This is a genomic window from Escherichia sp. 93.0816, assembly GCF_013368855.2.
GTDB classification, from domain to species: domain Bacteria; phylum Pseudomonadota; class Gammaproteobacteria; order Enterobacterales; family Enterobacteriaceae; genus Escherichia; species Escherichia ruysiae.
The window spans coordinates 1-13,145 of record NZ_JABWNC020000030.1 but is presented as its reverse complement, the minus strand read 5'-3'; the positions used below and the strand labels follow the sequence as shown (position 1 = coordinate 13,145).

Below are 13,145 nucleotides of genomic sequence, written 5' to 3'. Positions count from 1 at the left end.
CTTCCAGGGGTGTCACGGGAAACAAGAGAGAGTATCGCTATGTATCACCTTCGGGTTCCACAAACAGAAGAAGAATTAGAGCGTTACTATCAGTTTCGCTGGGAGATGTTGCGTAAACCCCTGCATCAACCGAAAGGTTCTGAACGCGACGCATGGGACGCGATGGCGCATCACCAGATGGTCGTCGATGAGCAGGGGAATCTGGTGGCGGTAGGAAGGCTGTATATCAATGCCGATAACGAAGCCTCCATCCGTTTTATGGCGGTACACCCGGACGTGCAGGACAAAGGGTTGGGGACGCTGATGGCGATGACGCTTGAGTCGGTGGCGCGTCAGGAAGGTGTTAAACGCGTGACCTGTAGCGCCCGCGAAGATGCGGTGGAGTTTTTCGCCAAGCTGGGGTTTGTGAATCAGGGAGAAATCACCACACCAACTACCACGCCGATTCGCCATTTTTTGATGATTAAACCTGTCGCTACTCTGGATGATATTTTGCATCGCGGTGACTGGTGCGCACAGTTGCAACAGGCGTGGTATGAACACATCCCATTAAGTGAAAAAATGGGCGTGCGTATTCAGCAATATACCGGGCAAAAATTTATCACCACCATGCCGGAAACCGGCAATCAGAATCCGCATCATACGTTATTTGCCGGGAGTTTATTCTCGCTGGCAACACTCACCGGTTGGGGGCTTATCTGGCTGATGCTGCGTGAACGCCATCTCGGCGGAACGATTATTCTGGCCGATGCGCATATCCGCTACAGCAAACCGATTAGCGGTAAACCTCATGCGGTAGCCGACCTCGGTGCGTTAAGTGGCGATCTCGACCGTCTGGCGCGCGGGCGTAAAGCGCGGGTGCAAATGCAGGTTGAAATCTTTGGCGACGAGACGCCTGGTGCGGTGTTTGAAGGGACATATATCGTTCTTCCCGCTAAGCCATTTGGCCCTTATGAAGAGGGCGGGAACGAAGAAGAGTAGGGTGGACGTTTTAATTAAAGATCGGTTGGTGGCGGCACTGACCGGTCAGTTACGGATGATTAATTTCACCTTAATCTCCGGTGCTGTAAAGAAGCTGACTTTTTTCGGGTAGACCACCTGGATGATGCAAATGAAGACCCAATCAAAAAAATATTCTTGAATATAATATATTCATAACACCCATAACTCATCGTTATTATTTATTGTCGCTTTTCTGTGGGAGTGTCCCCGCCTAATTAAGAGTAATAAATTATTCTGGGCGATAACTAAGCCACTTTTGAGTAACAATTAAAATAATTGCAACTGTTGTATTATTTCTGGAAAACGTCTCGCAAAAACAAAACCGTATGAAAAAATAAGCTTTCGTCAGTTAATTTTTCGGCGTAATTTTCGCACATACATTAATGAGTAATTTATGTAAGGTGGTGAAAATGGCGATGAATACGGTTTTTCTTCATTTATCAGAAGAGGCAATTAAACGGCTGAATAAGCTCAGGGGCTGGCGTAAGGTTTCGCGATCTGCAATTTTACGCGAAGCGGTAGAGCAATATCTGGAGCGTCAGCAATTTCCGGTGCGTAGGGTAAAAGGCGGCAAGCAAAGGAGTGAGGCAGTAGGTGTTGAAGAATAGTGTAATCTGCGCGAGGAATGGTAATGGCAAAAATGATACCAATCAGAATACTGAAAAGTGCGCGTTGTTCATACCGGATGCGGCTTGCACACCTTATTCAGCCTACAAAATCATGCCAATTCAATATATTGCAGTTTTTGGGTAGGCCTGATAAGCGTAGCGCATCAGGCAATCTTACGTTTGTCATCAGTGACATACCAATAACCTTATCGATGTGTTGCTGGGAAAATTGAGACCAAACAGGCACTGACAGCATGGACTTGAATTGGTAACGCGGAATACGAGAGATGGTGTATCACACCCTATGAGCTGTAATCCGGGCGACCTGCGCCACCCGGAAAACGTCAGAGATTACTCCCCTTCACCTGGAAACAGGAACGGGTTGATGGAACTACGGGCATAGCCTTCTTGCTCCATTCGCGCGTCCAGTACCAGAGAGGCGAGGTCATCTGCCACGGCTTCAACTTTCGGCTCTTTTTCCTGATAAAGAATCTTCAGGTAAGTGCCACAGTCATCGCAGCTTTCGGCTTTAATCGCGGCCTGTTCGTCATCCAGCGACCAGTAATGCAGTTTGCCGCTCTGCTCGCAGTTGCTGCATTTTACGCGCACCACGTGCCATTCGGTTTCGCACAGGTTGCAGTGCAGATAACGCAGACCCTGAGTGGTGCCAATTTGCACCATGCTGGACACCGGCATAGAACCACAAACCGGGCAATATTGACGTTGTTCGCCGTATTCTGCGCGGGCTTTGCCGGGGATCAGGTTAGCCATTTGCGCCCAGTAGAGCGACAGCGCGGCCCAGATAAACGGTGCTTTATCGCTGCTGACGGAGGAGAAATCAGAGGCAAACAGCGCGCTGGCCATATCTTCCAGCTCCTGGGTTGATGCCTTCTCCAGATTCTCAATCACGGCCAGCGCCGGACCGCTCATTTCAGGTTTCAGCTCAGCAATCAGCGCCATCAGCAGTTTTTGCCAGTGCTTATCGCGCGGCAGAACGTGAATATCCAGCGGTGGCTTGCCTTGTGCGCTGGCTTCTTTAATGCGTGCAGTCAGATCCATCTCCAGCGGATGGTCGTACAGCACCACTTCCTGGGCGTGGGCGATAAGCGCAGCAAAGCGCAGGTAATCACCCAGCGGATTATTTTCTGCCAGCTCGCGCAGACGCTCGGCGCGGCGGTTGTATAAATTCTTGAGCCGAGGGAACAATAACGGCGGAATCATATCCGCCGTACGTTTCTCGCTCGAACCCAGCTCATCTTGCGGGATTATGCGAATACTCATTCAGCTTTCTTTTCCGTTGTCTTGCGGACTTCACGATACCAGCGTGGATGGTGTTTCTTCGCCCATGCGCTGGTAACCCATCCTTCCACCATGGCGGTAATCGTGCCTTTCACCCAAAGGGCGGCGTAGATATGCACCATGATAACCACAATTAACGCTACTGCGGCAAATGAATGCAGCATTAACGCGAATCGGATCACCGGGATTGAGAAAGCAGGCGCAAAATAAGGACGCCAGATAATCACACCGCTCACCAGCAGCAGAACCAGGAAAATAATCGCTGCCCAGAAAACGCATTTCTGACCGAAGTTATAACGCCCGGTGTCACCTACTTCCTCGTTGACGACGATCTTACGAATATTCTTCGCCCAAAAGATATCATCCCGATTGATTAGGTTGTGATGCCAGTAACGGAAAAACATGATGATGAACGAGGCAAACATAACCACGCCGACAAACGGGTGCAGAATACGCGCCAGCTGCGGAGTGCCCATGATTTGCATCAACCAGTTGAAGGATGGGAACAAAAAGCCCAGCCCGCTCACCGCCGCCAGGATGAAGCAGAAGGCGGTTACCCAGTGGTTGATACGTTCCGGCGCGGTGTAGCGCACGATGGTGTCACGTCGTTTCATTTGCGCTCCTCGTCTTTCTCTTCGTGCAGATTGTTCTCTTCCTCATCCGCACGGTTCGGACCGACACCCACGTAGTGGAAGATACTGGCCGCGAAGGTAGCCGCAAAGCCAACAGCCGCGAGCGGTTTCCAGATGCCTTTCCAGAATTTCACGGTTTCGCTGATTTCCGGGTTCTCCGGCAAGCCATGATACAGGTTCGGCTTGTCAGCATGGTGCAGCACGTACATCACGTGTGTACCACCGACGCCAGCCGGATCGTACAGACCCGCATTGTCGTAACCACGGGTTTTCAGCTCAGCCACACGCTCGCTCGCCAGCGTTTTCATCGACTCTTTCGTACCGAAATGAATCGCGCCCGTCGGGCAGGTCTTCACACAGGCCGGTTCTTGCCCAACCACCACGCGGTCAACGCATAGCGTACATTTGTAGACGCGGTTGTCTTCCGGGTTGAGGCGCGGAATGTCGAACGGACAGCCCGCAATGCAATAACCGCAGCCAATGCACTGCTCGGACTGGAAGTCGACGATGCCGTTGGCATACTGAATGATTGCCCCTTCCGCCGGACACGCTTTCAGGCAGCCTGGATCGGAACAGTGCATACAGCCGTCTTTGCGGATCAGCCATTCCAGTTTGTCATTCTGCTCCACTTCCGAGAAGCGCATTACCGTCCACGATTTGGCGCTTAAATCATTGGGATTGTCGTACACCCCAATGTTATTGCCGACGGTATCGCGAATGTCGTTCCACTCTGAACACGCCACCTGACAGGCTTTACAGCCGATACAGGTGGTGACGTCGATGAGTTTCGCCACTTCTTCCTGGAAGTCCCGCGCCTGAGGCGCGGGGGTCAGACCGTTAGTCGCGGAACGACGAATGATATCTTGAGATTGATAAGCCATATGTCGTCTCCGTTACACCTTTTCCACATTCACAAGGAAGGACTTAAACTCCGGCGTCTGCGTGTTCGCATCACCAACGAATGGCGTTAACGTATTGGCAATAAAGCCTTTTTTAGCTACGCCTTCATAGCCCCAGTGAATCGGAATACCGATGGTATCGATATCTTTGCCGTTCGCTTTCAGCGTGCGAATACGTTTGGTCACCACCGCTTTGGCTTTGATATAGCCACGGTTGGAGGAGACTTTCACGGTATCGCCCTGGGCAATGCCAAGTTTATTCGCCAGCGACTCACCGATTTCCACAAACTGCTCTGGCTGCAAAATCGCGTTCAACAGCGCGTGTTTGGTCCAGTAGTGGAAGTGCTCGGTCAGACGATAGGTGGTTCCGACATACGGGAACTTATCGGCTTTACCCAATGCTTCAGCGTCATCTTTAAAGATACGCGCAGCCGGATTCGAGATAACGTTTGGATGCAGCGGGTTAGTCCCCAGCGGCGTTTCAAACGGCTCGTAGTGTTCCGGGAACGGACCTTCCGCCATCTTATCGAGAGCAAACAGACGCCCCATGCCTTCCTGCTGCATGATAAACGGCCCAACGCCACTGCCCGGAGGCGCTGCGCTGTAGTCCGGAATATCCCAGCCGGTCCACTTAGTACCGTCCCATTTCAGCAACTGACGTTTCGGATCCCACGGGTTACCCTGCGGGTCTGCGGAGGCGCGGTTATACAGGATGCGGCGGTTAAGCGGCCATGCCCATGCCCAGCCCAGCGTGTTACCGAGGCCAGACGGATCGGCGTTATCACGACGCGCCATCTGGTTGCCTTCCGGCGTCCAGCTACCGGCGAAAATCCAACAGCCACAGGAGGTTGTACCGTCATCGCGCAGTTGGGCGAACGAGCTAAGTTGTTGGCCTTTCTTGACGATAACCGCACCGGTTGCCGGATCGGTAATATCGGCCAGCGCCTTACCGTTGCTCTCCATCGCCACTTCTTCTGAAGATGGCTCATGCGGAATGGCGTAGTTCCAGGTCATATTCAGCACCTGGTCCGGATTCGCGCCGCCCTGTTCGGCATACATCTTGCGCAAGCGCAGGAAGATACCGGAGAGGATCTCGCCGTCAGTCAGCGCAATCCCCGGGGCGTCCGCACCTTTCCAGTGCCACTGCAACCAGCGACCGGAGTTAACGATAGAACCGTTCTCTTCCGCGAAGCAGGTCGATGGCAGACGGAACACTTCGGTCTGGATCTTCGACGAGTCAACTTCGTTCAGCTCACCGTGGTTCTGCCAGAAGTTAGAGGTTTCAGTGTTCAGCGGGTCGATGGTGACGAGGAACTTCAGTTTCGACAGACAACCGATCACTTTGTTTTTGTTCGGGAATGAGGCAACAGGGTTAAAGCCCTGGCAGATATAGCCATTGACCTTGCCCTCTTTCATCATCTCGAAGTATTGCAGGACGTCGTAGCCTTTATCCCACTTCGGCAACCAGTCAAAGCCCCAGCTATTTTCCGCCGTCGCTTTATCACCAAAGAAGGCCTTCATCATGGAGACGAAGAATTTCGGGTAGTTGCCCCAGTAGTTAACCTGGCCTTCCAGCAGCGGTTTTGGCGTGTTGGCGGTAAGATAGGTTTGCAGATCGGTTTGCTTCTCGCTTGGCAGCGTCATGTAACCCGGCAGGCTCTGCGACAGCAGCCCCAGGTCCGTCAGCCCCTGAATATTGGAGTGACCGCGCAGGGCGTTAACGCCGCCGCCTGCCATCCCCATGTTGCCGAGCAGCAGCTGGATCATCGCCATCGTACGAATGTTTTGCGCACCAACGGAGTGTTGCGTCCAGCCGAGCGCGTAAAGGAACGAGGCAGTTTTATCGTGAGCACTGGTCTCAGCGATGTATTCGCAGACTTTCAGGAACGCGTCTTTTGGCGTACCACAGATGTTTTCAACCACATCTGGCGTGTAGCGGGAAACGTGCTGTTTCAGCAAGTTCCACACGCAGCGCGGATGTTGCAGTGTGGTGTCGCGTTTGGCGAAGCCGTTTTCGTCCAGTTCGTAAGTCCAGGAGGATTTATCGTACTTGCGTTTTTCCGCGTCATAGCCGGTGAACAGGCCATCTTCAAAGCCGTAATCCTCACGCACGATCAGGCTGGCGTTAGTATAGGCTTCGGTATATTCGCGGTTGAATTTTTCATTGTTCAGCAGGTACAGCAATACGCCTGACAGGAAAGCAATGTCAGTACCGGAACGAATAGGGGCATAGTAGTCAGCCACCGCCGCCGTACGCGTAAAGCGAGGATCGATCACAATCAGCTTCGCGCCGTTGTGAATTTTGGCTTCCATCGCCCAGCGGAACCCGACCGGGTGAGCTTCAGCGGCGTTACCGCCCATCACCACGACGAGGTTGGCGTTCTTGATGTCGACCCAGTGGTTGGTCATCGCACCGCGACCAAATGTTGGAGCAAGACTTGCTACCGTTGGTCCGTGTCAGACACGCGCCTGGTTGTCGACCGCGAGCATCCCCAGCGCGCGGGAGAATTTTTGCGTTAAATAGCCGGTTTCGTTACTCGACGCGGAAGCACACAGCATCCCGGTGGAGAGCCAGCGGTTAACAGTCACGCCTTCGGCGTTTTGCGCAATGTAGTTAGTATCGCGGTCTTCTTTCATCAGTTTGGCGATGCGATCAAACGCCTCTTCCCAACTGATTTGCTGCCATTTATCAGAACCTGGCGCACGGTATTCCGGAAACTTCAGACGGCTTTCGGAGTGGATGAAATCCACCAGGCCAGCGCCTTTCGGACAAAGTGCACCGCGGTTGACCGGGTGATCCGGATCGCCTTCGATATGGAAGATAGATGCTTTGGCGTTTTTTGCTCCGTCACCGAGGCTGTACATCAACAGCCCACAGCCTACGGAACAATAGGTGCAGGTATTACGGGTTTCGCGGGTGCGCAGCAGTTTATACTGCCGGGTTTCCGCGAGTGCTACGCTGGGTGCAAAACCCAGTGCCGCTGCCGTGGTGCCTGCCATACCGCCAGCGCAGATCTTAAAGAACTGCCTTCTGCTGACCTGCATGGATTGCTCCTTGTTTCGACATTGTCACGTCCCATTTACATTCGCTTGCTGCGTGTGCAGGGAGTGGGAGTTATTTTTCTTTGCGGAAGGGGCCGCAAAGGTCCAGAATTGGCTCAATTTCCCTCCATCCAGGAAGGGTTTGTAACAGAATACCATAATCTTGGTGTGTGTGTTCTTATCTGGTTAAGAGAAAGTGAAAAAAACACAGCAAAAAGAAATCAAAAATGTGACAAATATCACGGGAATGCGACAAATTGAGTTATGGCAGCGTGACGATTTACAACATTCCCGGCTTGATGAAGTCGCGGAAGAAGTTCCCGTTGCGTTGGTCTACAACGGCATTTCGCACGTAGTGATGATGGCTTCGCCAAAAGACCTTGAACGCTTTGCGCTTGGTTTTTCGCTTTCCGAAGGAATAATCGAAAGCCCGCGTGATATTTTCGGCATGGATGTTGTTCCCTCGTGTAATGGTCTGGAAGTGCAAATCGAACTTTCCAGCCGTCGCTTTATGGGGCTGAAGGAGCGCCGCCGGGCGCTGGCAGGGCGTACGGGCTGTGGCGTATGTGGCGTGGAGCAACTTAACGACATCGGTAAACCAGTGCAGCCGCTGCCGTTCACCCAGACGTTTGATCTCAACAAACTGGATGATGCATTACGCCATCTCAATGACTTCCAGCCCGTGGGGCAACTGACCGGTTGTACCCATGCCGCAGCCTGGATGTTGCCGTCTGGCGAACTGGCTGGCGGACATGAAGATGTGGGCCGCCATGTGGCGCTGGATAAACTGTTAGGTCGGCGGGCGCAAGAAGGTGAACGTTGGCAGTCGGGGGCGGTGCTGGTTTCCAGCCGCGCCAGCTATGAAATGGTGCAAAAATCAGCGATGTGCGGAGTAGAAATTCTGTTTGCGGTGTCTGCCGCGACAACGCTTGCCGTAGAAGTCGCCGAGCGATGTAACCTGACGCTGGTAGGTTTTTGTAAGCCGGGACGGGCGACGATTTATACCCATCCGCAACGGTTGATTAATAATTAAAGAAGTACCGCAATTCTGATTCTGGATTGCGGTTTTATTTTTTTATTAAATAATGCTGAATATGTTATTCAGCATTTAAATAATAATTTCACCACAAGAAATTATCTCGTTAACTCCGGTTTATATCGATATACTCCAGTCGCATTAATTCTTTAAGAATTAATCATTATTTATATAAGACATTTTGTTTTAATCATCGCGTCAATAAATGTTTCCGATGAGTGAATGAAAATAACAAACCTTGCACCGGTTGTAAAAAACAGCAATGTATTTTCAATAGTGGGTGATGGATTATGAGTATTGAAAAATGAGTACATTACAGTTACCTGGCAGTTCATATTCTACAGAAGTTAATTTAAACGGCTTAATTGAGGTGCTCAGTAAGCATCTTTACTCCACCCCCGTGGTCGCCGTGCGGGAGCTGGTGCAAAACGGACACGATGCGATCGTGCGCCGCAGGATTGAGCAACCCAATGCACCAAAGGATAACTCTATTCGTGTGGTGGCCGACGTGGCGAAGTCTACCATCACCATCAGCGATACCGGCGCAGGTCTGACAGAAAGCGAAATTCACGGCTTCCTGGCTACAGTGGGTGTGGGTTATACCCGAATGCTGCGCCAGCAGGATGACGACACCGGTTTAATTGGTATGTTCGGCCTCGGTTTTTTGTCAGCATTTGTGCTGGCAAAAGAAGTGACGGTACTGACCACCTCGTGGCAAACGCCAGATCAGAGCTGGAAATACCACTCTACCGACGGGCAAAAATATACCGTTACGCCGCATCAGTCCTCGGAGCCGGGGACGCAGGTGATTCTGACGCTCAAAGAAGAGTACAGCCATCTGGCGAGTAACAATTTGCTGAACCGCGTCCTTTCCCGCTACTGCATATTGCTGCACGAACCGGTCTATGTGGGGGACGCCAGCGAGCCGGTGAACAAACTCCAGCCACCGTGGCGTGAAGAAACGCCAGACGGCGTAACGATGCACCGTGCGCTGGTGCAGCGTAAAAATCTCGCCTTTGCCGCCCAGTTTGAATCTTCTTTTGAACCTATTTGCACCATTCCGGTGGTGCCAGCGGGAATGAGCGATGCAGTTGGAATTTTATGGATTCAGGATGGCGCAACCTACGGCACCAGCGATAACCGCAACCTGTCGCTGTTTTTGCGCGGCATGTTACTTGATGATGAAGCGCGTGAGCTGTTACCGCCCTGGGCCGGTTTTATTGGCGGCGTGATTGAGTCTTCGAAACTGACGCCGACGGCGAGCCGGGAAGATCTCCAGCGCGACGAAACCTGGGTCGCGGTGCAGGAGGCGTTAAAAGAGGCGCTGATTTCTGGTTTATCCGATCTCGCACAAAATCAGCCAGAAATCTGGCGACGGGTATTAATGCGCCACAACGAAGCGTTGCTTGGTGCTGCGTTGTGTGATGACCGTCTGTTTGATTTGCTCAAAGACCGTTTACAGGTGCCAACGTCAAAAGGCGCGCTGCCGGCGAAAGATTTACGCGTTAATAACAGCATTCATATTCTGTTAAGCCGCGACGGCGGTTTCGAAGAGATGCTGTTCCACATTCTGCAACGACCTGTTGCTCGTGGCGATCGCTATGCCGTGGTGCCATTTTTACGCCGCTGGGCGCTGTTATATCACTGCCGGATTATCGAAGTCGGTACACAAACGGGCAATGAACAGTTGTTCAGTCTGGCGGAATTACCTGAAGAGCAGGTCGCTTATCTGGAAGAGCATCTTTGTGACGGCGAGCAATTAATTATTTCTCGCTTCGAACCCGCCGTTTTACCGCTCGTGGTCACGCCAGACCGCGAAGCAGAATTAAAACAAATTCTCGAACAGGATGACGCAGATAAACGTATTAGCACCGCAGCGTTAATGCTGGCGCGGCAATTCACCTCGCAAGTCCAAAAGACCAAAACGTCAAGTCTGTATATTAATCTCAATAACCCCTGCGTTATGCAACTGGTGACGGCATTACAACATCAGCAACAGCCAGCGGCGGCATTACGGTTATTAAAATCGCTGAAAGTGATTTTGTGCTCCAGCGGCAATAAAGAACAACAATGGGATTTACACCAGGCGCTGGAAGATTTTACTCAGGTTATTCCTGTCTTAATTAATCAAGGAAAATAAAATGGATACATGGGAGTGGTACAACAAATATAGCCAGGAGTTGCGTGATGCCGGGCAGGAGTATATTCCGCAGATAATTGATGATTTTTCTGAAGGTGTTTTACATCTGCAAATGGAAAAGTGCGATTCGTTATTACCGGAAATGAAAGCACTGAATCAGGTGGCAAAAAATCCGTGGCTGGAAATATTTATCGGACACTGGGAGATGCGCCATCGTCTGACCAACTACGAAGAAGGCGAAAAAGTGCTGCCTGACGTGGTGGCGCTGTTTGAAAAAGCGCATCGGGAAGAGGCGAAAGATTGCCCGCAATCTATCTGCGTTACCCAGGATTTATCCGCCTGCTACGAGAATATAGATGCCCCAGGCTGGGCCAATGAACGCATGGCGGTATGTGAAGAAACCATCGCGCGCATTGATCCGACCTGGAGCTGCTTTATGTGTTTATCCTGCGAATATGCCAGTGCGCTGATGGATTCCAACAGAACAGAAGAGGCGTTGGTTTATATCGACAGGCAAATCGACGCGGTAAAAGCATCGGGGAGTGAATATTTAGAAGCACTGCTGGCAACCCGTGCCGATATTTTGGTTGCCCTTCAGCGTTACGATGAAGCGCGTGAAGTGATTGATGAACTGGCAAAAGAGAATGATTATTGGGGACGCGACCGCATCAGTTATCACCTCAAAAAACTGTACATCATGGCGTTATGCGGGCAGGACGAAGAAGTCTGGGAGGAATTGCCTCGTTGGTCAGACCTGACCCCCTATTCGTGGGGCATGTGGGTGAAGATAATCACCGTGTTACTTCCCCGCCATCCACAGAGAAACCACTGGCAACTGGCGCGAATCATCCAAAAAATGCTGGAGCACCGTTCACAGGCCGGGGCGCACCGCAAAGTGGTTGATCTGGCGAAACTGCAAATCACTCTGGCGCTGGAGCGTGAATCCGTCTGGATTGCCAAAATGGCGATGAAACTGGCTCAGCGGCACATACCGAAATTACGCGCGTTATTGGGGGTTGATCGCGAGTTTCTCGAACTTAGTGAAAAAATCGCCGCTAAAGAGGCGGAACTGCTTGCTCGCCCGGTTGTTGAAGCGCCTGAAAATAGTGATGAAGAAACGCAGCCTGACCCCGAAAAAGACGTCGAAATATTCCGCCGTGCTTACCTGAACACGCCAGATGATACGGAATTGCTGGGTAAACTGGTCAATGCGTTAAAGGCTTGCAATGCGATTGATGAGTCGATTGAACTGCTGCAAAGCTATGTTGAAAGCCACATCAAGGAGGATGACAACCTCTGCTTTGATCTGCTGGATCTCCTGCTACACCGTGGCGATCAGCAAGCGATCGAACAACTGGCGAAGCAGTATGAACGGGCGGGCCTGATGCATATGGCATTGTGGTTCCGTGCACGTGTGCTTAACCAGCAAGAAAATTGGGTTGAACTGGAAGCGATTGGCCAGCAATTGCTACAACACGAAAAAGGGCGCGAGTGGCCAGGCGTTTATCGCATGTGCTCCTGGGCAGCACAAAAACAGGAAGCCTGGGATCGGCAGCTGGATTATTTACAGCAATTGCAGCAACTTATGATTAGCCGTGAAGAAGATATTCGCAATCTCCAGTGGGATATCATGGCGACCGCCAGCATCTTACAACAATGGGATTTGGTTCGTGCTATTGCTGCAGAACTGGAAATCGAACTCACGGAAGGCGAAGGTTTTATCGACGAAAAATGGGGGCTACTGAATATCCGTTTCCGGGAAAACTTCGAATACCGCTATTACTATGCCCAGCGGATTGGACCGGTAACGGCAAGGATCATTGAACCAACCTACCGGACCGATTACCCACAACATGTTGATGAAATTGTCGTTTTCGATGCGGAAATGTTGAATACCCGGCCTGAAGACGAGGAAGAACAGAAGAATTTCACGCCGCTTTATGGCTGCCTGAAAACCATTATCCCGACTGAATACGGCGAGTCCTGGTTCTGCGAAGGCGTTATGCCTGGTGAAGAACAGTTTAATGCCTTCCGTGAGGCGCTACGTGAACGAAACTGGTACTACTGGAGCAACAGTAACGATGACTATACGTTAACGGACAGCCATCAGGGAGAAGATGCCGAGCCACTGCCCGCGTTCTATTTTGTTATCAGCGCGCCGCGTTCAGTTTCTAAAGGTGATATTGATAAGACCCTGAGCGGATTGACCGCAGACTGGGAACATCCGTTGTGCTGGTGGCGACTTGCCAAAGAAGCCGGAGCGAACGAAGAGAAACATGCTGCTATTTCTGAACGTTATGGGATGTAATGCAGGTTTAAATAATGGGGGGGCAGAAACTTCCCTCCCGCAACGGTTGAACTGTTAATTGAATTAAGTCCTGTAATTTATATATGACATTACAGGACTTATTCATTCAGTGAATTGTAGTTATTTATTTATAAACAAAACGCGTGTAGTGACGCTTTCTTTTTTCCTTTATTATATTC

At 51.2% G+C, this 13,145-nt stretch carries 9 protein-coding genes; 5 read left to right on the top strand and 4 right to left on the bottom strand.

Features of this window, described 5'->3' with window-relative positions; translation table 11 throughout:
- Positions 1 to 39 precede the first annotated feature (39 nt).
- Both fabY and HEM79_RS20505 read left to right on the top strand, forming a co-directional pair.
- Positions 40 to 981 carry a fatty acid biosynthesis protein FabY gene (gene fabY / locus HEM79_RS20510; protein ID WP_001297068.1) on the top strand — a complete coding sequence of 314 codons (942 nt, stop codon included), beginning with the start codon at positions 40 to 42 and terminating at the stop codon, positions 979 to 981.
- A 431-nt stretch (positions 982 to 1,412) separates the two neighbouring features.
- Positions 1,413 to 1,610, top strand: coding sequence for a ribbon-helix-helix domain-containing protein (locus HEM79_RS20505; protein WP_001251295.1), 198 nt, complete (start codon positions 1,413 to 1,415; stop codon positions 1,608 to 1,610).
- A gap of 351 nt (positions 1,611 to 1,961) precedes the next feature.
- Here the strand turns inward: HEM79_RS20505 and fdhE are convergent, their stop codons facing one another.
- Genes fdhE through fdnG form a run of 4 tightly spaced genes read right to left on the bottom strand, consistent with a single transcriptional unit; the run spans position 1,962 to position 7,485 of the window.
- The gene (fdhE, locus tag HEM79_RS20500; protein ID WP_000027708.1) at positions 1,962 to 2,891 is read right to left on the bottom strand and encodes a formate dehydrogenase accessory protein FdhE; all 930 of its coding nucleotides are present in this window, start codon (positions 2,889 to 2,891) and stop codon (positions 1,962 to 1,964) included.
- Entirely contained in the window at positions 2,888 to 3,523 is a 636-nt protein-coding gene (gene fdoI / locus HEM79_RS20495; protein ID WP_000829031.1) for a formate dehydrogenase cytochrome b556 subunit, read from the bottom strand. Before fdoI ends, fdhE begins: the two co-directional genes overlap by 4 nt.
- Positions 3,520 to 4,422 carry a formate dehydrogenase O subunit beta gene (fdoH, locus tag HEM79_RS20490; RefSeq protein WP_000331377.1) on the bottom strand — a complete coding sequence of 301 codons (903 nt, stop codon included), beginning with the start codon at positions 4,420 to 4,422 and terminating at the stop codon, positions 3,520 to 3,522. Before fdoH ends, fdoI begins: the two co-directional genes overlap by 4 nt.
- A 12-nt stretch (positions 4,423 to 4,434) precedes the next feature.
- Entirely contained in the window at positions 4,435 to 7,485 is a 3,051-nt protein-coding gene (fdnG, locus tag HEM79_RS20485) for a formate dehydrogenase-N subunit alpha (protein ID WP_176241914.1), read from the bottom strand.
- Between the two features lie 193 nt (positions 7,486 to 7,678).
- On the opposite strand from fdnG, the gene fdhD reads away from it, so the two are divergent.
- The 3 genes from fdhD (at position 7,679) to HEM79_RS20470 (ending at position 12,966) form a co-directional block, all read left to right on the top strand.
- Entirely contained in the window at positions 7,679 to 8,515 is an 837-nt protein-coding gene (gene fdhD / locus HEM79_RS20480) for a formate dehydrogenase accessory sulfurtransferase FdhD (protein ID WP_176241913.1), read from the top strand.
- A 307-nt stretch (positions 8,516 to 8,822) separates the two neighbouring features.
- Positions 8,823 to 10,658 (top strand): ATP-binding protein, encoded by a 1,836-nt coding sequence (locus HEM79_RS20475; RefSeq protein ID WP_176241912.1) that lies wholly within the window; start codon positions 8,823 to 8,825, stop codon positions 10,656 to 10,658.
- A 1-nt stretch (position 10,659) separates the two neighbouring features.
- On the top strand, positions 10,660 to 12,966 hold the full coding sequence (locus tag HEM79_RS20470) for a hypothetical protein (RefSeq protein ID WP_176241911.1): 2,307 nt from the start codon (positions 10,660 to 10,662) through the stop codon (positions 12,964 to 12,966).
- Positions 12,967 to 13,145: the final 179 nt, after the last annotated feature.